Below are 25,874 nucleotides of genomic sequence, written 5' to 3' on the forward strand. Positions count from 1 at the left end.
CTCTAAAGCCGTTCGCGGTCCGCGTCACCCGATGCCAAGGGACCAGCCGCAGACTTGAATTCTGATGCCAAGCTGCTAGCGCTATGAATGACCCTGCGCAGGGAGGAGGGGAACCGATGACCGACAAATCCAATCTGGGCAAGCGAGAGATCACCTGTTTCAAGGCCTATGACGTGCGCGGCGAACTGGGCAAGAACCTGGACGCCGATGTCGCCTACAGGATCGGCCGGGCTTTCGCCGAGGCGCGTCGGGCCAGGTGCGTCGTGGTCGGCCGCGACAGTCGCGAAAGCTCGCCGGAACTGGCGGCGGCTCTGATCGACGGGCTGACAGATGGCGGCGCCGATGTGCTGGATCTGGGACTGGCGGGGACGGAAGAGGTCTATTTCCACACCGGCTTTCAAGACACGGATGGCGGTATCGAGGTGACCGCGTCGCATAATCCGATCAACTACAACGGGATGAAGATCGTCGGGCGCGGTTCGGCGCCGCTGGATCCGGCAACGGAACTGCCGCCGATCGTCGATCTGGCGACGTCGGGCCGTTTTGCCGCGGCGAAAAAGGGCAGCGTCACCGATTTCAGCCATGCCCGCGCGGAATATGCCAGGGCGATGGCGGATTTCGTGGACATTTCGGCGCTGCGGCCGATGAAGATCGTCGTCAATGCGGGCAACGGCACCGCCGGACCCACCTTCGATGCGATCGCCAGCGAACTGGAACGCCGCGGCGCGCCACTGACGTTCGTGCGGATGCACCATGACGTGGACAGCAGCTTTCCCAACGGCATCCCGAATCCGCTGCTGCCCGAGAACCAGCCGCCGACCGTCGAGAAGATGAAACAGGAAAAGGCCGATCTGGGCGTGGCCTGGGACGGCGATTTCGACCGCTGCTTCTTTTTCGACGAGAACGGCCGATTCATTCCCGGCGAATATATCGTGGGCCTGCTGGGCGCGGCCTTCCTGGAAAAGTCGCCCGGCGAGAAGATCGTCCACGATCCCCGCGTCATCATGAACACCCGCGCGATGATCGAGGAGGCGGGCGGCGAGGCCGTGGTCAGCAAGACCGGTCATGCCTTCATCAAGCGCAAGATGCGTGATGTCGGCGCGATCTATGGCGGCGAGATGTCGGCGCATCATTATTTCCGCGACTTCTATTATTGCGACAGCGGCATGATTCCGTGGCTGCTGATGATCGAACTTCTGTCGCGCAAGGGACAGACGCTGGCCGAACTGCTGTCGGAACGGATGCGGCTTTATCCATCCTCGGGCGAGACGAATTATCACATCGACGATCCCGACGCCGCGATCGCCCGGCTGATCGGGCGCTACGAGGACAAGGCCGACAGCCGCGACGATCTTGACGGCGTGTCGCTGGATTTCGGCACCTGGCGCTTCAATCTGCGCAAGTCGAACACCGAGCCGGTGGTGCGACTGAACCTCGAATCCGATGGCGATGCGGAGCTGGTGCGGGAAAAACAGGCGGAACTGGCGGCGATCCTGAAAGGATAGCGGCGTCGCGCAGGGTCATCCGCCGGGGCGGCGGTTCCGGTTATGCCGGTTCGGCAAAGCCGAAGGTCGCGTAGTCGCGCAGATAGGCGGCATGCGCGGCCCGTTCCAGCGCCGGGTCATCCAGGAATGCGGGCCAGTCCTCGGCCCGGGGGCAGGTTGCCGCCACGATACCGGCGGTGTCGGCCAGATGGGCCAGATCGGTTGCCATCCGATCCTCGCGGATCACCATGTCGGGCGCGGCGAAATGGGCGAAACCGGCCACGACCTCGGACTGGCTGGCCCAGTTCGGATGCGTGGGCAGCGTCGTCTGCCCGTTCAGGTTGCGCTTCAGAAACCCGAGGAAATCCGCAAAAAGCGCGGCGAGGCGGTCATCCGTCAGGTCCATCAGGGCATCGTCCCTTGGCAGCGGCACGCGATGAACCTCGCGCATCACCTGCCGCAAGGGCGGCGGCGCGTCACCCAGAAGCTGCATGAAGGCGTCCCAGGCTCGGTGCAGCGGATGGCGCAGCACGGTGAAGCTGCGATGGCCGGGATGGCCCCGTTTCCATTGCCGCAGAGTCGTCTGGGTAAAATCGCGCGTCAACGGTCCCAGCGAAGCCATCCAGTCCTGCACGGGTCCGGTGGGGCCGCCCCTGACCGGCATGCAGATCAGGCCACGGCCTGCCTCGACCGCGATCAGGCTGGGGACGGCAGGGCCTCGACGCGGCTCGAAATTCGGGATCTTGCGCAGCAGGAACGGGTCCAGGCTGGCCAGATCGGCCTGCATCGCATCGAAATTCGTGACCTTGCCGGCCAGTTCGCGGGGGTTCTGCGGCACCTGATCGCGGGCCGGTTCGACCCGGTCCAGATCGGTCCGCCCCAGCCAGTGCAGAAGGCCGGTCATCACGCCGCTGTCGCGCAGATCGTCGTAGCCCAGCCAGAATGCCGTCTGGCCGCTGGTCTGCAACCGATTCTGAACACGAAGCTGGAAATCCTCGATCGCCGACAGCGTTTCGCGAAATTCGGCCCCGTCATAGGTGATCGTGGCGGGGATCGGCGTCTCTGTCTCGTTCAATTTCCACTGGTTCGTGGCCCAGGCCAGCCGGGTCGAGACATAGCTGTCCAGCGGGTTGCGGGTCAGCACGATCTTGGCGCAGCGCGGATCGTCCATGATCGCGTCGAAGACGCGCGGATCATGGTCATGAAAATAGCGGAAGCCCGGCAGATGCCCCGGCCGGTCCAACAGCCTTTTCAGCAGCGCCATCGGATCGGCCTCGCGCTGGTCGCGGGTGACGCCTTGCAACTCGTCCCTGTCGGGCCAGCCCATCATGTAGGGGTTGAACGCCTCGCCGAAGCAGGTCACCTTCTTTACCGCGTTCAGCGTCGCCTCGAGCAGGTTCGAGCCGGTGCGCATCTCGGCGAAGATCACGAAGCTGCGGAAGGGTTCGGTCATTCGGCTGCGTTCCTTTCGCCGGTGGCGACCTCGTTTTGCGGCAGGGCCTCGCCGGCAAGCCGGGGGCGCAGGCCGGAATTGCGCAGCCGGCGCAACAGCGCAGGCAGCCCGGTCGTGTCGCGGACAGGCGGCAGATCGCCCGCCGGAAGACCCCGGTGCTGCGGATCGACCTGGCGCAGCGCATCGTCCAGGATTGCCCGCGGACGGGCCAGAAAGTCGGTCAGGTCATGAACCTGCACCCGTGCCTTCACCCAGACCGAATTCAGCACGTTCAACTGCGCCAGCTCGACCTTTTGCAAATGGGCGCTGATCCGGCGAACATCGTCGAACGGCATGGCGCTATCGATCAGCGGCATCATCCAGGCCCCGGTCACCACGAACAGACAAGCGTTGGGATCGGTGGCCATGAACCAGTTCAGCGCCTGATTGTCGCGCGGGCCGAATTGGAAAATCTGCATCCGCGGCGCGATCCGGATCAGCGCTGTCAGGAAGCCCTGCGGATCGCGGTCTCGCACCGCGACATGCGACGATATGGCGCCTGGCCCGATGCCGGGACGACCGCGGAATTCGACCGTTTCTGGTCCCAGCAGATGGCCGTGGACATCGGCCGCCACCTGATCCTGAAGCCAGGATTCGAAATTCGGGAAAATGTCGCTGAAACCCTGAAATACGGCATAAGGAGCCGAGGTCTTGCCGTTCTCGGCATCCTTGCGCGGAAAGCGGCTCTGCATGTAGAGGCCGGGCCGGCCCAGGACCCGGCGCTGGACGGTGCGGGTGATCATCCGCTCGAACCGGGCGGGCCGGGGCGGGCTGACATCGGGCGCGCCCTCGCCCCGGCGCGGAAAGCGCGCCAGAAGCCCCGCCGAGCCAGACCACAGCTTGCGCGCCACGAAACAGTTCGATTCCTCGAGCATCTGGCCATGATCATCATAAAGCTGGAACGGGCGACCCTCATGATCGAACTTGGCCAGCGTCAGCGACCGGCTTTCGATCTGGACCGAATGGCGGCGGGCCAGCGTCTGGAAATAGCTTTCATCCGGGATCCAGCTATAGCGGAAAAAGCGGTCGTGCCGGGGCCGGTCGGGATCATCCAGGATCGCCCGCAGCGTCGTCGCCGTCAGGCACCACCATTGCGAACCCAGATGCGGCGACAGGCCGGGGGGCAATCTGCGGTGGATCCCCCGCCGCCGCTGCCATGCCACGCAGCGATCGAAAAGCCAGCGCCGGCGGCGCCAGTCGAACGGGAAATACAGGGTGAAACGTTCCTCGTTCAACCCGCCAACGGTCCAGCCGACATCCCAGGCGCTGACGCTTTCGATATGGTCGCGCTCCGGATCGGCCGCCAGAAAGGCGATCAGATCGCGGACCGGTCGCAGTGGCAGACAGGCCCCCGAGGCCAGATAAACATGGGTCAGGTCGGGATGATCGGCCAGCAATTGCGCCGCCGTGTCCTGCGTCGCGCGAACCAGGCTGAAGGCCCCCCACTTGCAGCGATGTCGCCGGGCGGAAAAGGCGACGCGCTTCAGATCGGCCAGCGCGACGCGCATCAACTCGACATGCCGGTCTCGGACATTGGCGTCGATATGGATGCAGACCTGCGCGCCGCCTTCGGCCCAGATCCGGGCCATCCGCGCGGCGATGTCCAGATCGGCATGGCACAGCAGCACCACCCCCAGCCTGACCGATCCCGGCATCATGCCCAGTTTCCCCGGCTGATCAGGCCCAGATCTTCGAGCTGGCGCCAATCGCCGTATTCGCGCGATTCCTCGCACCACAGGCGAAGCCCCCGTTCGATCCCGGCATTATAGGCGCGATACTCCTGGGAATTGGCGTAATGCTGGTGGCGGTCAAGCTCTTCGGCAGATTTTTCGACCAATGTGGACAGGAACTTGGCATGCAGCAGCACGCCCGATTCCATCTCGCCGCCCTCCTCGTCGAAAACCTGGTTCAGGCGGCGCGGCAGCAGCATGTGGGTCGAACTGACATAGGCATAGCGCCAATACCATCTGACCAGCGGAATCTTGTTCAGCGCCGGTCCTGCCAGCGGGTTCTGCGGAAAGAAGGCGCGCATCCGCGGACCGCCCTGGATCCAGAGATTGCCGAAATAGTCGTTCTTGCTGATGGCATAATTCGCCGGATCGAAGAAACGGGCGATCTCGAACGGGTTCTGTCCTTCTCGATACGGCTGATCCTCGATTCCGCCGGACGGATACATGTCCAGCAGCATCGCCGGGAATGCGCGGCGCCCGATCGAATCCAGCCAGCTTGTCAGCGCCGAAAGAGGCCGCGTGTCGCAATGCGGATAGACAAGAAACTCGTCGGGATCGACGGTCAGGCACCAATGGCCGTTGCCGTATCGCATCAGCAGCCAGCCCAGCCAGTCCATTCCGAACCGGGCTTTCTTGTAGCCGGCATTGGTGCGCCACAACGACACGTCATCCTGACGGCGCAGGTAGTCGGCACTGCCATCCGAACTGCCATTGTCCACCATCAGGAAATGCTGGACCCCCAGGTCGCGATAATAATCCAGGAAATAGGGCAGCCGCACCCGTTCGTTGCGCAGGGTGACGAAGGCCAGGATATCGTGCCTGTTGATCAGCGGCGTCCGGTCGGCATCGACCCGCAGCACGCGGCGCCGGCCAAAAGCCCGTGCGATCAGCAATTGCCGCTCGGCCCTGCGGCGCAGGCGGTCCGGAATCGGCAGGCGGCTGATCGATTTCATTGCTGGTTCGGGCGGCCCGGTTGTCTGGTGTTGATGTCTGTTATTGCTTGCAATGATGCCTCGGACCGCGTTTGACAAGGCCGTTCACCACCCGACAGCCATTCGCCCGCGCCCATCAGGCCCAGATCCAGCAATTGCCGCCATCCGGCAAAGCGGCGGGATCCTTCGTGCCAGAGGACCGGAGCCTCGGTGATGGCCCGGTGATAGGCCGCATAGGCATGGGGATCGCGGAAATGCTGGCGGCGGGTCAGTTCCTCAGCCGAGCGCGCGAGGATATCGGGCAAAAACTTGCCGTGCAGCAACACGCCCGACAGGCGTGGATCGCCCGGCCCGTCCCAGGCGTCGTTCAGCCGCGGCGGCAACATGGAATGGGTCGAGTTCACATAGACCCGCCCCGCCCGCCAGCGCACCAGCGGCAGCTTGTTCAGGGTCGGGCTGCGGGCGGGATCGGTCGCGAAAAAGGCCCGCTCGCGCGCGCCGCCCTGCACCCAGCGGTTGCGGCGGGGCTGGATCGTCCGGCAGCGATAGGGACCGCCATCGAAATAGGGCAGACGCAGCCACAATGGCGCATCCTCGGGCGCGTCGGCCCGGCCCAGGGCGCCCTGCGGATACAGATCCAGCATCAGCGCGCCCATCGCCTCGATGCCGTTCGCGTCCAGATGCGCGGTCAGCGCATGCAGATCGCGTTCTTCCCAATCGGGATAGATCAGGAATTCGTCGGCGTCGGCGGTCACGCACCAATGGCCGCGGCCGTGGCGAAACAGCAACGCATTCACCCAGTCCAGCCCGAAGCGCGCCTCGCGATAGCTGCCGCGCGCGCGCCACAGAGAGACATCGCCCTGAATGCGCAGGAATTCGGCCGAGCCGTCGTCACTGTCATTGTCCACGATCAGGAAATGCGCGACCCCAAGCCCGCGGTAATGGGCCAGAAACCGGGGCAGGCGCGCGGCCTCGTTGCGGATCGTGGCCAGACACAGGATATTGCCGCGCCGGATCCCGGCGCTGCGGTCGGCCACCGGGCTCAGCCGCCGACCGGCCCGGATCGCACGCCACAACAATTCCCGTCTTTTCCAGCGAAGCCGATAGCGCAGCCAAAGCTGCCACACCCGCCCGTCATGTCGGGCCGCCTTCGCCATCAACCCTCGTAGCGGCCGTTCTGGTGCCAGCGCCAGGCATCGCCGATCATCTGCTTCATCGTCGAGCGGTCGGGCCTCCAGCCCAATTCGTCCCGCGCGCGCTGGCTGCCGCAGACCAGCTTGACGGCATCGCCGCCCCGGCGCGGTCCGTCCTGCATCGGCACGGCGCGGTTGGTGACATGCCCGGTCGCATCGACCACCTCGCGGACGGAAAAGCCCGCGCCCGTTCCCAGGCAGAAGACCCGGCTGCCCCGGCCTGCCCGCAACCATTCCAGTCCGGCCAGATGGGCATCGACCAGGTCCATGACATGGACATAATCGCGGATGCAGGTTCCGTCATCGGTCGGATAATCGGTGCCGTGGATGGTCAGCGCGGCGCGCCGTCCGTCCACAGCGTCGAGGATCAGCGGGATCAGATGCGTCTCGGGGCGGTGAAACTCGCCGACTTCGGCATCGGGGTCAGCACCGGCGACGTTGAAATAGCGGAAGATCACCGACCGCAGCCCGTGGGCCGCACCGAAATCGGCCAACATGTCCTCGATCGCGCGCTTGCTGGCGCCATAGGCGTTCAGCGGCGCCTGCGGCGTCTCTTCGTCCAGAATTTCGCCGTCGCGGTCGCCATAGGTCGCGCAGGTCGAGCTGAAGACGAAATCCAGGCAATCCGCCGCGACCGCCGCCTCGATCAGGTTCAGCGAACCGGCAACATTGTTTCGCCAGTATCTGCCGGGTTCGCTCATCGCCTCGCCCACCTGGCTCAGCGCCGCGAAATGCATGACCGCGACCGGGCGATACTCGGCGAAGGCCGCGTCCAGGGCCGCGCGGTCCATCAGATCGGCCTGGACCAGCGGGCCGAACTTCACCGCGTCACGCCAGCCGGTCGAAAGGTTGTCCAGCGCGACCGGACGATATCCGGCAGTGGCCAGCGCCTTGCAGGCATGCGAGCCGATGTAACCGGCACCGCCGGTCACGAGAACCGTTTCAGGCATCGGTCACTCCGCCGCGCGGCGCATCGACATGACGTCGTGCAGATATTCCGCGAATTCCTCTTTCAGCTCATCCCGGTCCAGACCGAAGGCGACGGTGGCCTGCAGGAAGCCCGCTTTCGAGCCGCAATCGAACCGCTGGCCGCGGAATCGCAAACCGTAGACGCCGCGCCCGGCTTCGATTTCATCAGCGATGGCGTCGGTCAGCTGGATCTCGCCGCCGGAACCGGCCTTCAGCTTGTTGAGGTTCTGCATCACCGTCGGCGCAAGGATATAGCGCCCGATGACCGCAAGGTTCGATGGCGCGGTCTCCGGGGTCGGCTTTTCGACCATGCCGCGCACCTTGACGATGGCGCCCATGTCCTCGCTGACATCAAGCACGCCGTAGGACGCGGCTTTTTCGGGCGCGACCTCCATCGTGGCGACCATGCTGCCGCCGGTCTCGCCATAGGCCTCGATCATCTGCTGCAGGCAGGGCGGTTCGCCCATGATGACGTCGTCGGTCAGGATCACCGCGAAGGGTTCATCATCGGCCAGAAGGCGGCGTGCGCACCAGACCGCGTGGCCGAGGCCAAGCGCCTTGTGCTGACGGATATAGGCGATGGCGCCCGATTCCATGTTGGTCGTGCGCAGAAGGTCCAGAAGATGATTCTTGCCCGCCTTCTTCAGGCTCGATTCCAGTTCGTGGGCATGATCGAAATAATCTTCCAGCGCGCCCTTCCCGCGAGAGGTCACGAAGATGAATTCGGTAATGCCCGCGGCCCGAGCCTCGTCGATCGCGTACTGGATCAACGGCCGGTCCACCAGGGTCATGATTTCCTTGGGGATGCTCTTGGTTGCCGGCAAGAAGCGCGTTCCCAGCCCCGCCACCGGGAAAATCGCCTTGGTCACCTTACGCTTCATCGCCATCGCACCTTTTCCTTCAGACTGTGCCGGACATCGCGCCGACCTGAGCAGCACCTGACAACTTCACCGGGGAATCACAAGCATCAACACCTGTCCATCCTAGCAACCCGGGCAAGGGCTCGCCAAGACATCGGTGCGCATTCGACGCATTTCCGCCACTTGCCGGGTTCCCGGGCCCGAACCGGCGGACCCGGCCTAGTCGATCTTCATATCGGACATCATCCGTTCCAACCGCGAAACGTCCTGGGGGTTGTTGAGTTCCCAGAATTGCCGGCCGCGCGCCTGCACCTCGACGCACAGGATCTGTCTGCCGCGTTCCAGAAAACGCAACTGCTCCAGCCCTTCCAGCTTTTCCAGCCGACCCTCGTCCCATCCGGGATAGGCTGCCAGCGCGCCGGGGCGATAGGCGTAGACGCCGACATGATGAAAGACCGGACTGGGTGCATCGGGCCCGAGATCATCCGACGCGAAAGGAATGACCTCTTTCGAGAAATACAGCGCCTGCATGTCGTGCCCGAAGACGGCGGTGGTGCCGCCGACGCGACCGGCATGGCGATCGGCGATCAGTTCGGCCCGCATCCGCCCCGAACAGCGCAGCACCGGCGTCGCGACATCGGATCGCGGGGCCGCGCGCAGGCCCGCGACCAGTTCCTCGACAAACCAGGCGGGGGTCAGCGGCGCGTCGCCCTGCAGGTTGACGACGATCTCGGGCGAGATGCCCATCGTCGCGACCGCCTCGGCGCAGCGTTCGGTGCCGTTGCGACAGGCCGGGGCGGTCATCACCACCTCGGCGCCGAAGCCCTCCGCATGGACCCGTATGCGGTCGTCATCGGTGGCGACAACCACGCGGTCGATGCCGCCGACGGCGCGGGCGGCATCCCAACTGCGCCGGATCAGGCTGCGCGCGCGGCCCGAAGCACCGGTCAGTTCGGCCAACGGCTTGCCCGGATAGCGGGTCGAGGCGAAGCGGGCCGGGATGACGATGACGACCGACATCTCAGTCCTTGACCAGCAGCACGCCGGGCGCGAAGGCGACGAAGAACGGATTTTCAAAACCGGGTTTGCCATAGACCAGCGGCGTGTGATCGTCGAAACGCACCACCTCGCCGCCGGCGCCGCGCAGCACCGCGTCGCCCGCCGCCGTGTCCCATTCCATCGTCCGACCCAGCCGCGGATAGAGATCCGCCTCGCCTGTCGCCACGAGACAGAATTTCAGCGACGATCCGGCGCTGGTCATGTCGCGCAGCGCGTATCGGGCGATGTAATTGTCCGTTGCCGCGTCGCGATGCGATTTCGAGGCCACCACCATCAGACCGCGATTGTCCGGCGTCGGGTTGACGCCGACTGGCTCGGTCGCGCCGGGACTTTCGCCGAAGGGCCCGCGTTCCTCGACAGACCGGCCGTCGCCGGTGGTGTAGAACAGACGCCCCTTGGCGGGGGCATAGACGACCCCGCGCACCGGAATGCCGTCCTGGACATAGGCGATATTGACGGTGAAATCGCCGCGCCGTTGCACGAATTCCTTGGTCCCGTCCAGGGGATCGACGATCAGGAAGCTCGGCGCCGTCTGTTCATGGGTGGCGGCCTGTTCCTCGGTCACGACCGGGATGTCCGGAAACGCCCTGCGCAGACCGGCCGAGATCAGCGCATCCGCGGCCTCGTCGGCCTCGGTCACGGGTGAATCGTCCGATTTCGAGCGCACGGCGAAATTCTCGGCTTCGTAGATTTCCATGATCTTCGCTCCGGCCTGCAAGGCGAGACGGCGCATTTCGCTGGTCAACAGATCAAATTGCATCCAGATTCCCTTCGAAAGCGGGCCTTTCGACCGGTCATGCCGATTGCCCGGACCTGCCTGACTTCTTATGATCGCGCAAACCCGGCAGGGCAAGCGCCTGTCGGCGAAACTGTCCGCGCGCCGCGCCCCTCATGACGGAGCATGACCCGAAGGTGTTCGTTCAGCGACAGAACCGCAACATGCTTCAGGCCGCCGGCGGCACGCTGGCGCTGATCTATCACCAGACGGTCTACAATCTGCGCAACGAACAGCGCAACGCCATCATCGGCCTGCTGATGACCATCGTCCAGGCCATTGTCTTCATGGCGGCCTTCGTGCTGATCTTCCTTGTCGTCGGTGTCCGCACCTCGCCCCTTCGCGGCGATTTCATGCTTTATCTGATGTCGGGAATCTTCCTGTTCATGACCCATGTCCGGGCGGTCAACGCCGTCTCCACGGCAGGCGGGGCAGGCGCATTGCTGAAACACGAGCCCTTGAACCAGGCGGTGCTGATCGCGGCGGCCGCTCTGACGGTGCTGTATCGCCAGATCATCAGCATCATCACCATCTTGTGGTTCTATCACGTGCTGCTGTCCCCGATCGAGATCGAGCGTCCGGTCGGCGCGCTGGCCATGCTTCTGGTGGCCTGGATGTCGGGCGGCGCGGTCGGCCTGGTGTTCCTGTCGATCAAGCCGTGGCTGCCCCGATTCGCGGGCGTCGCATCGACCCTGTATCAGCGCGTCAACATGTTCGCCTCGGGCAAGATGTTCGTGGCCAACGTGCTGCCGAATTTCATGCTGCCCTACTTCTGGTGGAACCCGCTTTTTCACGCCATCGACCAGGAACGCGGATATGTCTTCATCAACTACACGCCGATGAAGACCAGCCAGACCTACGCGCTGTGGTTCACGCTGGCGGTCTTCATGATCGGCCTGCTGATCAACTTTACCACGCGCAAGTATCAATCGGCCAGCTGGTCGCTGGGCTAGCGGCCGGAACCGGTCGAATTCCCGTGCAAATTGCGTGTCGCGGATGCTTGCGGGCCGGAAAAGCAACCCTATATACAGCCCCGAAGCACCCGGCTGCGGCCGGTTGCCGCAACGAAACGGGATCGGGCCGCGGGGGCCATAACGGACCCGAGGCTCACGGATATCGCCGCAAGAGAGGTTAGAAACACATGTCCAAAGTTATCGGCATCGACCTTGGCACGACCAACAGCTGCGTCGCCATCATGGATGGCAGTCAGCCCAAGGTCATCGAGAACAGCGAAGGCGCGCGTACCACGCCCTCGATCGTCGGCTTTACCGATGGCGAGCGGCTTGTCGGCCAATCCGCCAAGCGCCAGGCCGTGACCAACCCCACCAACACCGTTTTCGCGGTCAAGCGTCTGATCGGCCGTCGCATCGGCGATGAGGCCGTCGAGAAGGACAAGAAGCTGGTTCCCTATTCCATCGTGGATGGCGGCAATGGTGACGCCTGGGTCGAGGTGAAGGGCGAGAAATATTCCCCGGCGCAGGTCAGCGCGATGATCCTTCAGAAGATGAAGGAGACCGCCGAATCCTATCTGGGCGAAGAGGTCACGCAGGCCGTCATCACGGTTCCGGCCTATTTCAACGACGCCCAGCGTCAGGCCACCAAGGACGCCGGCAAGATCGCGGGCCTGGAAGTCCTGCGCATTATCAACGAACCGACCGCGGCCGCGCTGGCCTATGGTCTGGACAAGAAGGAAAGCAAGACGATCGCGGTCTATGACCTCGGCGGCGGCACCTTCGACATCACCATCCTGGAAATCGACGACGGCCTGTTCGAGGTGAAATCGACCAACGGGGACACGTTCCTGGGCGGCGAAGATTTCGACATGCGCATCGTCAACTACCTCGCCGACGAATTCAAGAAAGAGCACGGCGTCGATCTGACCAGGGACAAGATGGCCCTTCAGCGGCTGAAGGAGGCCGCCGAGAAAGCCAAGATCGAGCTGTCCAGCTCCAGCCAGACCGAGATCAACCAGCCCTTCATCAGCATGGACAAGGACAGCGGCACGCCGCTGCACATGGTCATGAAGCTGAGCCGGGCCAAGCTGGAATCGCTGGTCGGCGATCTGATCAAGCGAACGATGAAACCGGTCGCCGATGCGCTGAAGGATGCCGGCGTCTCCAAGGGCGAGATCGACGAGATCGTCCTGGTCGGCGGCATGACCCGGATGCCCAAGGTCATCCAGGAAGTCACCGATTTCTTCGGCAAGGAACCGCACAAGGGCGTCAACCCCGACGAGGTCGTGGCCCTGGGCGCCGCGATCCAGGCCGGCGTGCTGCAAGGCGACGTCAAGGATGTGGTTCTGCTGGACGTGACGCCGCTGTCGCTGGGGATCGAGACACTGGGCGGGGTCTTCACCCGACTGATCGATCGCAACACCACGATCCCGACCAAGAAGAGCCAGATCTTCTCGACCGCCGAGGACAACCAGAACGCGGTGACGATTCGGGTGTTCCAGGGCGAACGCGAGATGGCGGCCGACAACAAGCTGCTGGGTCAGTTCAACCTCGAGGACATCCCGCCGGCGCCGCGCGGAATGCCCCAGATCGAGGTGACGTTCGACATCGACGCCAATGGCATCGTCTCGGTCAGCGCCAAGGACAAGGGCACCGGCAAGGAGCAGAACATCACCATCCAGGCCTCGGGCGGTCTGTCCGACGAGGATATCGAGCGGATGGTGAAGGATGCCGAACAGAACGCCGAGGCCGACAAGGGCCGTCGCGAACTGGTCGAGGCCAAGAACCAGGCCGAAAGCCTGATCCACTCGACCCGCAAGTCGCTGGAAGAGCACGGTGACAAGGTGGACGAATCGACCGTCGAGGCGATCGAACTGGCTATCGGCGCACTGGAAGAGGCCGTGAAGTCCGACGATGCCGGCAAGGTCAAGTCGGGCATCCAGAACGTCATGGATGCGTCGATGAAGCTGGGCGAGGCGATCTACAAGTCGCAGCAGACCCCGGACGAGGCCGAGAGCGCGGACGATTCGCCGCGTGCCGCCGATGAAGACATCGTTGACGCCGATTTCGAGGATCTCGGCGACGACAAGAAGCGCGGCTGATCCGGGGCCGCCTCCCTGATCCGGCCCGCGTTCGCGCGGGCCGGACTTGTGTTTCAGGGATCAGGAGACAGGACGAGATATGGCGAAGCGTTGCTTTTACGAGGTTCTGGGGGTCACGCGCGGGGCCTCGGATGAAGAAATCAAGAAGGCTTATCGCCGCAAGGCGAAAGAGCTGCACCCCGACCGCAACAAGAATGACGGTCAGGCCGAAGCGCGCTTCAAGGAGGTGAACGAGGCCTATGATTGCCTGAAGGACGGCCAGAAAAAGGCCGCCTATGACCGGTTCGGTCATCAGGCCTTCGAAAATGGCGGTTTTGGCGGTCGCGGCGGTGGCGGGGGCGGCGCTCATCCCGGCGATTTCGGCTCGGCCTTCGCAGATGTGTTCGAGGATCTTTTCGGCGACATGATGGGTCGCCGCGGCGGCGGTGGCGCCGGCAGTGGCCGGTCGCGGGCGCAGCGCGGACAGGATCTGCGCTACAACCTGCGCGTCGCGCTGGAAGAAGCCTATCGCGGCCTGCAGAAGACGATCACCGTTCCCGGCTCGGTCGCCTGCGACGAATGTGAGGGAACGGGCGCCGAAGGGGCGACACAGCCCGCCGCCTGCCCGACCTGTTCGGGCATGGGCCGCGTGCGCGCCCAGCAGGGCTTTTTCACCGTCGAACGAACCTGCCCGACCTGCGGCGGTCAGGGCCAGATCGTCAAGAATCCCTGCAAGGCCTGTCATGGCGCGGGCCGGATCGAAAAGGACCGGACGCTGTCGGTGAATATCCCGGCCGGGGTCGAAACCGGCACCCGGATCCGCCTTGCGGGCGAGGGCGAGGCCGGAATGCGCGGCGGCCCCGCGGGCGATCTGTATATCTTCATCGAGGTGAAGGAACACGACATCTTCGTCCGCGATGGCAAGATGCTGGCCTGTCAGGTTCCGGTCAGCATGGTCGTCGCGGCGCTTGGCGGCGAAGTCGAGGTGCCGACCATCGATGGCGGCCGTGCGCGGGTCAAGGTGCCCGCGGGCAGTCAGACCGGCCGCCAGATGCGCCTGCGCGGCAAGGGGATGCCGCCGCTGCGCCACGGCGCGGGCGCGGGCGGCGAGGCCGGCGACATGCTGATCGAACTGACGGTCGAAACGCCGGTCAACCTGACCTCGAGACAGCGGGACCTGCTGCGCGACTTCCAATCTGAAAAAGCCGACAACAGCCCGCAATCGTCGAGCTTCTTCAACAAGGTGAAAGGCTTCTGGGACGACATGACCAGTTGATCAGGCCGGCGGTTAACCCTTTTTTCACCGGCTTCGATCCATTCTGCCGGCATGGATTCGAATCGCGCCTTTGGTGAAATGCCGCTGCCTCTGTTTTCGCCCGCCGCCGACGATGTGGCGGGGCCGGTCGCGGAGTTGCGTCAAAAGGACGGCCCGCCGCCCTCTTACCTGGCCGATCACCGCGCCCGCCTGCGCGACCGCTTCCGGCAGGGCGGCGCGGCCGCGATGCCGGATTACGAATTGCTGGAACTGGTGCTGTTCCGCGCCATCCCGCGGCAGGATGTGAAACCTCTTGCTCGTCGACTGATCGAGGTTTTCAAGGATTTCAATGGGGTACTGACCGCCGAACCGGCGCGTTTGCACCAGGTCGAGGGTGTCGGACCGGCCGTGGTCACCGAACTGAAGATCGTCGAGGCGGCGGCGCAGCGCATGGCCCGTGCCAGGATCATGCACCGGCCTGTCCTGTCTGGCTGGGACGCGCTGCTGGATTATTGCCACACCGCAATGGCCCATCGTCCGACCGAGCAATTTCGAGTCCTCTATCTGGACCGCAGGAACGTCCTGATTGCCGACGAGGAACAGGCGCGCGGCACGGTCGATCATGTTCCGGTCTATCCGCGAGAGATCATCCGCCGCGCGCTGGAACTGAACGCTTCGGCGCTGATCCTCGTCCACAATCATCCCTCTGGCGATCCGACGCCCTCGGATTCGGATATCACGATGACGGCCCGCGTGGTTCAGGCCGCCGATTCCATGGGCATCACGGTCCACGATCACCTGATCATCGGACGCTCGCGCGAGATCAGCTTTCGGGCGCAGGGGCTGCTGTGATCGACTGCCCCGACCGGCTGAGACCCCGGCCGGAGGCGCGGCTGCCTGTCGCCGCGGGGCGCCAAGCCTTCGGTCGCGCGCGGCAAAATTCCAACAGATGCGGCGATATGCGCGCTTTTGCGCGGGCTTGACGGCTGGACTGACGCGGAATTGAAGGCTAGAACCGCCCCGCAGAGGCTGCGATCAGACGCGGCCCGGAATGTCGTATCGGCCGGGGTTCCGGCCTGAATTGGAGAATGACCCGTGTCCCACGCAGATGACCACGTCGGCACCCGGAGGGATTTCCTCTATTACGCCACGGCCGGCGCAGGCACGGTGGCCGCCGGTGCCGCCACCTGGACGCTTGTGAACCAGATGAACCCCTCGGCCGATGTCCAGGCCCTGTCCTCGATCCAGGTCGATGTCAGCGGCGTCGAGACCGGCACCCAGTTGACGGTCAAGTTTCGCGGCAAGCCCATCTTCATCCGCCGCCGGACCGAAAAGGAAATCCAGGAAGGCCGCGCGGTCGCGTTGAGCGAACTGATCGATCAGACCGCGCAGAACCCCAATCTTGGCGGCGTCGAACCCGCGACCGACCAGAACCGCACAATGGACGAAGCCGGCGAATGGCTGGTCATGATCGGCGTCTGCACCCATCTGGGCTGCGTGCCGATCGGCAACAACGCGGGCGATTACGACGGTTGGTTCTGCCCCTGCCACGGCTCGCATTACGACACCGCCGGGCGTATCCGCAAAGGCCCCGCGCCCGAGAACCTGTGGATCCCGATCGCCGAATTCATCAACGAAACCACCGTCAAGCTGGGCTGAGGAGGGCAACACATGGCCGGTATCCCGCACGATCCTTACGAGCCCAGAACGGGCTTCGAGCGCTGGCTGCACCGCCGACTTCCGGTGGCAAGCATCCTCTATGACACGCTGATGATCCCCACGCCCCGGAACCTGAACTGGATGTGGATCTGGGGTGTCGTGCTGACCTTCTGCCTTGCGCTGCAGATCATCACCGGCATCGTGCTGGCGATGCACTACACCCCGCAGGTGGATCTGGCCTTTGCCAGCGTCGAAAAGATCATGCGCAACGTGAATGGCGGCTATATGCTGCGCTATCTGCATTCCAACGGCGCGTCGCTGTTCTTCCTGGCGGTCTATCTGCACATCTTCCGCGGGCTGTATTACGGCAGCTACAAGGCTCCGCGCGAGGTGACGTGGATCATCGGGATGCTGATCTATCTGTCCATGATGGCCACCGCCTTCATGGGCTACGTGCTGCCCTGGGGGCAGATGTCGTTCTGGGGCGCCACGGTGATCACCGGCCTGTTCGGTGCCATTCCCGGCATCGGGCCGACGATCCAGACCTGGCTGCTGGGCGGGCCGGCGGTGGACAATGCCACGCTGAACCGCTTCTTCTCGCTGCATTATCTGCTGCCCTTCATCATCGCGGCGCTTGTGGTCGTCCATATCTGGGCCTTCCACACGACCGGCAACAACAACCCCACCGGGATCGAGGTGCGGCGGTCAAGCAAGCAGGAGGCGGAAAAGGATACCCTGCCCTTCTGGCCCTATTTCGTGATGAAGGATCTGTTCGCGCTTGGCGTCGTGCTGATCGTGTTCTTCGCGATCGTCGGCTTCATGCCGAACTACCTGGGCCATCCCGACAACTATATCGAGGCGAATCCGCTGGTGACGCCACCCGAGATCGTTCCGGAATGGTACTTCCTGCCCTTCTACGCCATCCTGCGGGCCTTTACCTCGGATGTCTGGGTGGTGCAGCTGGTCAACTTCCTGTCCTTCCGCATCATCGACGCCAAGTTCTTCGGCGTGCTGGCGATGTTCGGATCGATTCTGGTGCTGGCGCTGGTGCCGTGGCTGGACACCAGCAGGGTGCGTTCGGGCCGGTACCGGCCGCAGTTCAAGTGGTGGTTCTGGATGCTGGCCGCCGACTTTGTCATCCTGACCTGGGTCGGCGCCCGTCCGACCGAGGGGATCTATCCGCTCATCGCGCTGGCCGGTGCAGCCTATTGGTTCGCCTATTTCCTGATCATCCTGCCGCTTCTGGGCGTGATCGAGAAGCCCGACCCGATGCCGGCCACGATCGAGGAAGACTTTCTCGCGCATCACGAATCACCCACGCGCATGGCCGAGTAAGGAGAGCCACGAATGACCATGAGAACCAGGACGCTCACGGCCGTTGCGGCCCTGACGATCTCTGCGGCCGGCTTCGCGCTGGCGCAGGACGGCTCGACCACCCGGACGGTGCCGATGAACCAGCCCGAGTCGGCCCAGCCCGCGCCCCAGGGCGGCACCACCTTCGTGGCCACCCCGGAGAAGGGCACGGCCGCGGATGCGGGTGCGACGGCCGCGGACCAGCCCGCGACCCCGCAGGCTGCTGCTCAGCAGCAGGCCAACGGCGGAACCGATGCCGGCACGCCGGCCGGGACGGAATCGGCGGCAGCACCGGCAGCGGCTGATGAAAATGTGGTGCAGGCCAGCGAACCGATCGCCGGAAACGAGGACAATCAGGAAGCCCTGTCCGAGGGCGGCAAGATCGAGGACATCGCCTTCAGCTTCGAGGGGCCGTTCGGCTCGTTCGACCAGTTCCAACTGCAGCGCGGGCTTCAGGTCTATACCGAGGTCTGTTCGGCCTGCCACGGCCTGAAACTCGTCCCGATCCGCACGCTGTCTGACCCGGGCGGTCCCGGGCTGCCCGAGGACCAGGTCCGCGCCTATGCCGCCAATCTGACCGAAATCACCGAGCCCGACACGGGCGAGTTGCGGACGCGATTGCCCACGGACAATTTCCCGACCGTCACCGGCGATGGAATGGGGCCGGATCTGTCGCTTATGGCCAAGGCGCGCGCAGGTTTTCACGGACCCTATGGCACCGGGATCAAACAATTGTTCAAGGGCGCCGGCGGACCGGAATATATCCACGCGCTTCTGACCGGGTATACCGGCGAGACCAAGGAAGAGGCCGGCAGCACCTTCTATCAGAACAAGGCGTTCTCGACTGGCTGGGTCAGGATGCCGCCGCCGCTTTCGGACGATGTCGTGACCTACGAGGACGGCACACCCGCGACCGCGGACCAGATGGCCCGCGACGTCTCGGCCTTTCTGATGTGGACCGCAGAGCCAAAGATGATGGACCGCAAGGCGGTTGGCCTGGTCTCGGTCCTGTTCCTGATCGTGCTGACGGCACTGCTGTATCTGACCAACAAGCGACTTTGGGCGCGCCACAAGGGCAAGCATCAGCCCGGCTGATCGGCCCGGTCCTTTCGACTCCGAAGAAGCGCGCCCCGACCGGGCGCGTTTTTTCGTTACTGGACAGGCCGCGGCACGCCGGCAAGACTTGTCATCACGGAGGATACGACATGGCGATCTGGAATCTGGGCTCGATCAATATCGACCACGTCTACCGACTGGACCGCTTGCCCGGGCCGGGCGAGACCCTGGCATCGACCGGGCATTCGCTTGGCCTTGGCGGCAAGGGCGCGAACCAGTCGATCGCGGCGGCGCGGGCGGGGGCGATGACACATCATCTGGGCGCGATCGGGGCCGGCGACGACTGGGTGATCGAACGGCTGCGGCATGCCGGCGTCTGTCCTGCGGCGATCCGGCAGCTGGACGCCGAGGTGACGGGCCATGCGATCATCCTGCTGGATGCCCGGGCCGAGAACATGATCGTCATCCATCCGGGCGCCAACACGGCGCTGAAGGCGGCCGATATCGCCGCCGCTCTGACCGGGATCGGGCCGCGTGACACATTGCTGATCCAGAACGAGACGAACGGCCAGACGGATGCCGCCCGCATTGCCCGGCGGGCCGGCGCAAGGGTCATCTATTCCGCCGCGCCCTTCGCGGTCGAGGCGGTGCGCGCGGTGATGGAGCATGTGTCGATCCTGGCCATGAACGAGGGCGAGGCGCGGCAGCTTTTCGACGCCATTCCCGGAGATCTGCCGGTCGAAGGCCTGCTGATCACGCGCGGATCGAAGGGCGCGGAATATCGCGATATGAAAGCCGGAACGACCATAGTGCAAGAGGCTTTTCCGGTGGCCCCGGTGGACACAACCGCCGCGGGCGACACTTTCGCGGGCTACGTCGCGGCGGCGCTGGATCGCGGCGACGGCATGGCCGAGGCGCTGCGCCTGGCCTCGGCCGCCGCGGCGTTGAAGGTCACCCGGCCGGGCGCGGGCGACGCAATTCCCCAGCTTGCGGAGGTTCTGGATTTTCTCGGCGACGGCGGACGGGCCTTTGCCGGGTCTCAGCCCAGGGCATAGCCCGTGCCGCGCACCGTCCGGACCGGATTGTCGCCGCCATTGACCATCAGCGCCTTGCGCAGGCGGCCGACATGAACGTCGATGGTGCGGGTATCGACGTAGATGTCGCGCCCCCAGACCCGGTCCAGAAGCTGTTCGCGCGTCCAGACGCGGCCCGGCTTTTCCATCAGCGTGGACAGCAGCCGGAATTCGGTCGGACCCAGATGCAGCGGCTGGCCGGCGCGAAAAACCCGGTGTTCGCCCGCATCGAGGATGATATCGGCAAAGCTCAGCCTTTCTCCCATCGTCGCCGGACGGGTGCGGCGCAGCTGGGTGCGCAGGCGCGCCATCAGTTCCACCACCGAGTAGGGCTTGACGACGTAATCATCCGCCCCGGTCTCCAATCCCCGGACGCGGTCGGTTTCCTCGCCGCGGGCCGACAACATGATGATCGGGATGGACCGGGTGCCCGGATCGGCCTTGACCTGACGGCAGACCTCGATGCCCGACACCCTGGGCAACATCCAGTCCAGCACCATCAGATCGGGCTGTTCCTCCTGCACCAGCAACAGCGCGTCCTCGCCATTATCGGCGACGACCACGTCGAATCCCTCGGCTTCGAGGTTGTATTGCAGAACCTCGCGCTGCGCGCCTTCATCCTCGACCACCAGAACACAGGGGGTTTGTCGGCTCATCGGCTCAACCTCCGCTGGTCGCGCCGGCCTGGGCCGGAACGCTGCTGGATTTCGGCCGCGCCTCATCGGGCAATTGCCCGGTCACGAGATAGATCACCTGTTCGGCGATGGAGGTCGCGTGATCGCCCATCCGCTCGGTGTTCTTGGCGATGAAATGCAGGTGCATGCAGGCCGTGATGTTGCGCGGATCCTCCATCATGTGGGTCAGGAATTCGCGAAACAGCGCGTTATACATCTGATCCACCTCCAGATCGCGCTGACGCACATCCTCGGCCAGGTCGGCATCGCGGCGGATATAGCTGTCCAGCGCATCCTGGACCAGCGAATCCACGGCCTGCGCCATCCGCCGCAGGGCCAAGCCCGCGCCGTCGATGGCCGGCATCTGGGACAGGACATGGGTGCGCTTTGCCATGTTCTTGGCATAATCGCCGACCCGTTCCAGCGACGCGCTGATCTTGATGACCGCCAGCACCATGCGCAGATCGGTCGCCGTCGGCGCGCGCAGGGCGATCAGCCGGGCCGCGTCTTCGTTGATCTGTGCTTCCAGCGCGTCGATCGCCTTGTCACGGGCGCGAACCTGTTCGGCCAGTTCCTCGTCGCGGCTTTCCAGCGCGGTGGCGGCGTCGGCGATGGCGCTTTCGACCATCCCGCCCATCTTCACCAGCTGTGCCTGGATCGCTTCGAGATCGCGGTCGAAGGCCGATGAGATATGTCTTTCGCGGTCGATCATGGGATCCTCCTGGGGCGTCAGCCGATGCGACCCGAGATATAGGCCTCGGTCCGCGAATCCTGCGGTTTGGTGAAGATGTCGTCGGTATCGCCATATTCCACCAGATTGCCGAGGTGGAAGAAGGCGGTCTTCTGGCTGACGCGCGCGGCTTGCTGCATCGAATGGGTGACGATCACGACCGAGAATTCCTGCCGCAGCTGGTCGATCAGCTCCTCGACCTGGCCCGTGGCGATCGGATCCAGCGCCGAACAGGGTTCGTCCATCAGCAACACCTCGGGCGATGTCGCGACCGCGCGGGCAATGCACAGGCGCTGCTGTTGGCCACCCGACAGCCCGGTGCCGGGTTCGGAAAGCCGGTCCTTGACCTCGTTCCACAGGGCCGCGCCGCGCAGGCTGCGTTCCACGATCTCGTCCAGTTCGGCGCGGTTGCGCGACAGGCCATGAATGCGCGGCCCGTAAGCCACGTTGTCGTAGATGGATTTGGGAAACGGGTTCGGCTTCTGGAACACCATGCCAACCTTGGCGCGCAATTGCACCGGATCGACGCGACGGTCGTAGATATCCTCGTGGTCCAGCGTGATCCTGCCTTCGACGCGGCAGATCGGGATGGTGTCGTTCATCCGGTTGATGCAGCGCAAAAAGGTCGACTTGCCGCAACCCGAGGGGCCGATGAAGGCCGTCACGGTCTTGTCGAGGATATCGACATCCACGTCCTTGATGGCATGTGTATCGCCGTAAAAGACCTGCACACCCCTGGCCGAAATCTTGTTGTTCAACTGGTTCACTGCACTCTCCGGGCGGTTAGTGTCGTACATATTGTCCTCCTTCGCCCGGATTACCAACGGCGTTCGAACCGGCGGCGCAGCCAGATCGCCAGCAGGTTCATGCACATCAGCAGGACCAGCAGCACGATGATCGCGCCCGAGGCACGCTCGATGAAGGCGGGATCAGCCCGCTGGGTCCAGTTATAGACCTGCACGGGCAGGGCCGAGGCGGGGTCGAACAGACCCTCCGGCGGCGCCGCCGGGAAGTTCTTGACGAAGGCGACCATGCCGATCAGCAGCAGCGGCGCCGTCTCGCCCAGGGCCTGCGCCAGCCCGATGATGGTTCCGGTCAGGATGCCGGGCATGGCCAGCGGCAGGACGTGATGAAAGACCGACTGCATCTTTGACGCCCCCACCCCAAGTGCCGCATCGCGGATCGAGGGCGGCACCGCCTTCAGCGCCGCGCGGGTCGAGATGATGATCGTCGGCAGCGTCATCAGCGTCAGCACGAGGCCGCCGACGATGGGCGCCGATTGCGGCAATCCGGCGAAGTTGATGAAGGCCGCCAGCCCGAGGATGCCGAAGACGATCGACGGCACGGCGGCGAGATTCGAGATATTGACCTCGATCACGTCGGTCCAGCGGTTCCTGGGGGCGAATTCCTCAAGATAGATGCTGGCTCCGACGCCGATGGGCACGGCCAGGAACAGCACCACCAGCATCATGTAGAGCGAACCCAGGATCGCCACGCCCACGCCCGCGGCTTCGGGCCGCTGGTCCGAGGCATCGGGATTGGTCAGGAAATTCCAGTTGAAGCGCGTCACCAGCAGGCCGCGGTCGCGCAACGCCTCGGCCAGTTGGATCTGACGGGGCGAGGTGTTGTTGTCGGCGGCGGCGCTTTCCATGCTGACGCGGCCCTTGAAATAGCCATCCACCCGGCCGTTCACCAGCACGTTCACATCGACCACCTGCCCGATCAGGTCAGGATTGGCCAGCACCCGGTTGCGCAACTGCGCCGACGCCTCTCGTGAAATCAGCCCGTCGATATCCTTCGCGGACAGGTCGGGGATCTGGATGCCGGTATCGGCGATCGCCTGTTCGACCGCCGTGTCCAGAACCGGCCCATAGGTCAGCGTCAGAACCTTTGCCATCTCGCCCGGGTCGCGGTTGCCCTTGGGATCCAGCTTTGCGGCGGGCAGGGCGACCGGGATCGAAAGATAGGTCTGACGAAAGGCGCCGGCACCGCCGGAGATGATCGTGGTCAGCAGAACGACCAGCGCAACCATGGCCACGCCGATGGCGATGGCGCCATAGCGGCGAAACCGTCTCTCGGCGGCGTTGCGGCGGCGGGTGCGGGCATCGGCCACCAGCAACGAGGATCGCGGTCTGGCATCACCGCCTGCGGAGATCGGAAGATCGGTCATTCGTACTGCTCGCGATATTTGCGCACGATATACAATGCGACGATGTTCAACCCCAGCGTGATCACGAACAGGGTCAGGCCGAGGGCAAAGGCGACCAGCGTCTCGGGCGCAGCGAAATCGTTGTCGCCGGTCAGCTGGCTGACGATCTTGACGGTAATCGTCGTCATCGCCTCGAAGGGATTCAGGCTCATTCTGGCCGCGGCACCGGCACCCAGGACCACGATCATCGTCTCTCCGATGGCGCGGGACGCCGCCAACAGGACCGCGCCCACGATTCCCGGAAGGGCGGCGGGCAGGACGACCTGGCGGATGGTCTCGGAGGGTGTGGACCCAAGGCCAAGCGCGCCATCGCGCAGGCTCTGCGGGACGGCGTTGATGATGTCGTCGCTGAGCGAACTGACGAAGGGGATCAGCATGATCCCCATGACCAGTCCCGCCGTCAGCACCGAGGATCCGGAATTGCCAAGGCCCAGCGGCTGGGCGAAATAGTCGCGCAGCATCGGTCCGACCGTGATCAGCGCGAAAAGGCCGTAGACGATGGTGGGGATGCCGGCAAGAACCTCGATCGCGGGCTTGGCGATGGCGCGCACCCGGCGCGTGGCATATTCGGACATGTAGATCGCGGCGAAAAGCCCGATGGGCACCGCGACCAGCAGGGCGATCAGGCTGATATACAGCGTGCCCCACAACAGCGGCAGGAGGCCAAGCCGGGAGTTTCCCTGAAAACGCGGCGTCCATTCGGTGCCGAAGAAGAAGTCGGTCCAGCTGTATTTGCGAAAGAAGCTGCCGGTCTCGAACAGCATCGACAGCACGATCCCCGCCGTGGTCAGGATGGCGATGGTCGAGCACAGGATCAGCAGACCAAGAACGATCGCTTCGACCGTGTTGCGCGCCTTGAAGCCGACGCCGATCCGGCTGACGCCCCAGCCAAGCCCGGCCAGAGAAGCCGCGATGGCAAAAACGCCGACAAGGGTTCCGGCCTCGGCCGTCAGGATACCCGTCATGCGCAGCCCCGCGGCAACGACCAGCACGGCGACAGCCGGGGTCAGGGTCAGCAGCGCGACGCCGGCGCCATGATAGACGGGGCGACTGTGCAGATCGCGGACATCCGGGCCAGCGACCGAGAATGCGCGGCCGCGACCAACCAGATAACCGGCGGCGGCCAGGACTGCTGCGATGAAAAGCGCCCAGGACATCGGCATCGGGATTTCCTCTTGGCGAAGCAAGGAGGGGCGGCGCGAGGCGGACCCGCGTCGCCCGGCGCCCGGTCAGGGCATGTCGATGGTTGTCTGGTTGGCCACGGCGTCCTGCGTCGCGGCCAGTTCAGGATCCGAGACAAGGCCATACTGGGCCAGCGGACCATCCGGACCGGCCAGCGCGTCCGAGACGAAGAACTGGACATAATCCTCCAGCCCCGGAATCGTGCCGATATGCTGTTTCTTGACATAGAAATACAGCGGTCGTGAAACCGGGTATTCGCCAGAGGCGATCGTCTCGGTCGAAGGCGCGACGCCCGACATGGTGCCCACCTTCAGCTTGTCCATGTTGTTTTCGTAGAAGGACAGGCCGAACACGCCGATGCCGTTTGGTGCGCTGTCGATGCGCGACAGCGTCTCGGTGTAGTCGCCGTCGATATCCACGGCGACGCCATCGGTGCGCAGGGTCATGCAGGCCTCTTCGGCCTTGTCGTCGTCGCCCATCTCGGCCTTGAAGACCTCCATCGCGCCGGATTCCCTGCAGCCCGCCAGGATCACCTTTTCCTCGAACACTTCGCGGGTGCCGTGCTTCGTTCCGGGGATGAAGGCCAGGATCTCTTGATCGGGCAGATCGGCGTTCACCTCGGACCAGTTCTTGCTGGTGTTGTCCACCACCTTGCCGTCCCTGACCACCTTTGCCGACAGCGCATTGAACCAATCCGCCGGGCTATAGGCGAAATCGGGGCCCGAGGCGGCATTGGCAAAGACGATCCCGTCATAGCCGATGCGGACCTCCATGATCTCGGTGACGCCGGCGGCCTTGCAGGCCTCTTTCTCGCTGTCCTTGATCGCACGGCTGGCATTGGCGATGTCGATGGTATTCTCGCCCACGCCTTCGCAGAATTTCTTCAGCCCGGCCGAGGAGCCGCCCGATTCCACGACCGGGGTCGGGTAATCCGTGTTCTCGCCAAAGGCTTCGGCGACGATGGTCGCATAGGGCAGGACGGTGGACGAACCGGCGATCTGGATCTGCTCGCGCGCGGCGGCGGCGGTGGCCGAGGCGGCGATCATAGCGATGGCCGAGACGGTGAATTTCACGTTGGTCATGGATCTCTCCTGAGTCGGTCTTCCCCTGTCGGGGCTGCACGTGACCTAGACGCCACAGGTGACGCTAATGCAA

At 64.4% G+C, this 25,874-nt stretch carries 23 protein-coding genes; 9 read left to right on the forward strand and 14 right to left on the reverse strand.

Features of this window, described 5'->3' with window-relative positions; translation table 11 throughout:
- Window positions 1-116 precede the first annotated feature (116 nt).
- Complete coding sequence (locus AC13CR_RS06810) at window positions 117-1,505, forward strand: phosphohexomutase domain-containing protein (protein WP_292959146.1); 1,389 nt, start codon at window positions 117-119, stop codon at window positions 1,503-1,505.
- A 40-nt stretch (window positions 1,506-1,545) separates the two neighbouring features.
- On the opposite strand, the gene AC13CR_RS06815 is transcribed toward AC13CR_RS06810, so the two are convergent.
- The 8 genes from AC13CR_RS06815 to cysQ form a co-directional block, all read right to left on the reverse strand.
- Window positions 1,546-2,937 (reverse strand): hypothetical protein, encoded by a 1,392-nt coding sequence (locus AC13CR_RS06815; RefSeq protein WP_292959147.1) that lies wholly within the window; start codon window positions 2,935-2,937, stop codon window positions 1,546-1,548.
- On the reverse strand, window positions 2,934-4,634 hold the full coding sequence (locus AC13CR_RS06820; RefSeq protein WP_446236123.1) for a DUF5927 domain-containing protein: 1,701 nt from the start codon (window positions 4,632-4,634) through the stop codon (window positions 2,934-2,936). Before AC13CR_RS06820 ends, AC13CR_RS06815 begins: the two co-directional genes overlap by 4 nt.
- Window positions 4,631-5,659 (reverse strand): glycosyltransferase family 2 protein, encoded by a 1,029-nt coding sequence (locus AC13CR_RS06825; protein WP_292959149.1) that lies wholly within the window; start codon window positions 5,657-5,659, stop codon window positions 4,631-4,633. Before AC13CR_RS06825 ends, AC13CR_RS06820 begins: the two co-directional genes overlap by 4 nt.
- A complete protein-coding gene (locus AC13CR_RS06830) occupies window positions 5,656-6,795 on the reverse strand; it encodes a glycosyltransferase family 2 protein (protein ID WP_446237021.1) in 1,140 nt (379 codons plus the stop codon). The genes AC13CR_RS06825 and AC13CR_RS06830 overlap by 4 nt, the downstream gene beginning before the upstream one ends.
- Window positions 6,795-7,781 carry a UDP-glucose 4-epimerase GalE gene (gene galE, locus AC13CR_RS06835; RefSeq protein WP_335661980.1) on the reverse strand — a complete coding sequence of 329 codons (987 nt, stop codon included), beginning with the start codon at window positions 7,779-7,781 and terminating at the stop codon, window positions 6,795-6,797. Before galE ends, AC13CR_RS06830 begins: the two co-directional genes overlap by 1 nt.
- A gap of 3 nt (window positions 7,782-7,784) precedes the next feature.
- Window positions 7,785-8,681 carry a UTP--glucose-1-phosphate uridylyltransferase gene (locus AC13CR_RS06840; protein WP_292959176.1) on the reverse strand — a complete coding sequence of 299 codons (897 nt, stop codon included), beginning with the start codon at window positions 8,679-8,681 and terminating at the stop codon, window positions 7,785-7,787.
- Window positions 8,682-8,879: 198 nt separating this feature from the next.
- Window positions 8,880-9,680, reverse strand: a complete 801-nt coding sequence (locus tag AC13CR_RS06845) for a 3-deoxy-manno-octulosonate cytidylyltransferase (protein WP_293014441.1) — start codon at window positions 9,678-9,680, stop codon at window positions 8,880-8,882.
- Between the two features lies 1 nt (window position 9,681).
- Complete coding sequence (cysQ, locus tag AC13CR_RS06850) at window positions 9,682-10,479, reverse strand: 3'(2'),5'-bisphosphate nucleotidase CysQ (RefSeq protein ID WP_292959153.1); 798 nt, start codon at window positions 10,477-10,479, stop codon at window positions 9,682-9,684.
- A gap of 131 nt (window positions 10,480-10,610) precedes the next feature.
- Between cysQ and AC13CR_RS06855 the strand changes: the two genes are divergently transcribed.
- The 8 genes from AC13CR_RS06855 to AC13CR_RS06890 all read left to right on the forward strand — a co-directional run bounded on the left by AC13CR_RS06855 (window position 10,611) and on the right by AC13CR_RS06890 (window position 19,906).
- A complete protein-coding gene (locus tag AC13CR_RS06855; protein WP_482900592.1) occupies window positions 10,611-11,447 on the forward strand; it encodes an ABC transporter permease in 837 nt (278 codons plus the stop codon).
- 188 nt (window positions 11,448-11,635) lie between these two features.
- The gene (dnaK, locus tag AC13CR_RS06860; protein ID WP_292959155.1) at window positions 11,636-13,549 is read left to right on the forward strand and encodes a molecular chaperone DnaK; all 1,914 of its coding nucleotides are present in this window, start codon (window positions 11,636-11,638) and stop codon (window positions 13,547-13,549) included.
- A gap of 79 nt (window positions 13,550-13,628) precedes the next feature.
- Complete coding sequence (gene dnaJ / locus AC13CR_RS06865; protein WP_292959156.1) at window positions 13,629-14,804, forward strand: molecular chaperone DnaJ; 1,176 nt, start codon at window positions 13,629-13,631, stop codon at window positions 14,802-14,804.
- Between the two features lie 51 nt (window positions 14,805-14,855).
- Entirely contained in the window at window positions 14,856-15,635 is a 780-nt protein-coding gene (gene radC, locus AC13CR_RS06870; protein WP_292959157.1) for a RadC family protein, read from the forward strand.
- A 243-nt stretch (window positions 15,636-15,878) separates the two neighbouring features.
- On the forward strand, window positions 15,879-16,442 hold the full coding sequence (gene petA, locus AC13CR_RS06875) for a ubiquinol-cytochrome c reductase iron-sulfur subunit (RefSeq protein ID WP_292959158.1): 564 nt from the start codon (window positions 15,879-15,881) through the stop codon (window positions 16,440-16,442).
- 12 nt (window positions 16,443-16,454) lie between these two features.
- Window positions 16,455-17,777: a cytochrome b gene (petB, locus tag AC13CR_RS06880; protein WP_292959159.1), complete on the forward strand. Its 1,323-nt coding sequence runs from the start codon at window positions 16,455-16,457 to the stop codon at window positions 17,775-17,777.
- 351 nt (window positions 17,778-18,128) lie between these two features.
- A complete protein-coding gene (locus tag AC13CR_RS06885; RefSeq protein WP_292959177.1) occupies window positions 18,129-18,890 on the forward strand; it encodes a cytochrome c1 in 762 nt (253 codons plus the stop codon).
- 110 nt (window positions 18,891-19,000) lie between these two features.
- Entirely contained in the window at window positions 19,001-19,906 is a 906-nt protein-coding gene (locus AC13CR_RS06890; RefSeq protein WP_292959160.1) for a PfkB family carbohydrate kinase, read from the forward strand.
- On the opposite strand, the gene phoB is transcribed toward AC13CR_RS06890, so the two are convergent.
- From phoB to AC13CR_RS06920, 6 genes are all read right to left on the reverse strand, one after another.
- Window positions 19,891-20,580: a phosphate regulon transcriptional regulator PhoB gene (gene phoB, locus AC13CR_RS06895; protein WP_292959161.1), complete on the reverse strand. Its 690-nt coding sequence runs from the start codon at window positions 20,578-20,580 to the stop codon at window positions 19,891-19,893. The genes AC13CR_RS06890 and phoB overlap by 16 nt on opposite strands.
- A gap of 4 nt (window positions 20,581-20,584) precedes the next feature.
- Window positions 20,585-21,310, reverse strand: a complete 726-nt coding sequence (phoU, locus tag AC13CR_RS06900; RefSeq protein WP_414692198.1) for a phosphate signaling complex protein PhoU — start codon at window positions 21,308-21,310, stop codon at window positions 20,585-20,587.
- Window positions 21,311-21,327: 17 nt separating this feature from the next.
- Window positions 21,328-22,125, reverse strand: a complete 798-nt coding sequence (gene pstB / locus AC13CR_RS06905; protein WP_293767663.1) for a phosphate ABC transporter ATP-binding protein PstB — start codon at window positions 22,123-22,125, stop codon at window positions 21,328-21,330.
- 20 nt (window positions 22,126-22,145) lie between these two features.
- Complete coding sequence (gene pstA / locus AC13CR_RS06910; RefSeq protein WP_482900593.1) at window positions 22,146-23,498, reverse strand: phosphate ABC transporter permease PstA; 1,353 nt, start codon at window positions 23,496-23,498, stop codon at window positions 22,146-22,148.
- Window positions 23,495-24,700 (reverse strand): phosphate ABC transporter permease subunit PstC, encoded by a 1,206-nt coding sequence (gene pstC / locus AC13CR_RS06915; RefSeq protein WP_292959164.1) that lies wholly within the window; start codon window positions 24,698-24,700, stop codon window positions 23,495-23,497. Before pstC ends, pstA begins: the two co-directional genes overlap by 4 nt.
- Before the next feature lie 66 nt (window positions 24,701-24,766).
- Complete coding sequence (locus AC13CR_RS06920) at window positions 24,767-25,801, reverse strand: substrate-binding domain-containing protein (RefSeq protein ID WP_292979033.1); 1,035 nt, start codon at window positions 25,799-25,801, stop codon at window positions 24,767-24,769.
- Window positions 25,802-25,874 lie beyond the last annotated feature (73 nt).

The organism is Paracoccus sp. L-17, from assembly GCF_056857655.1.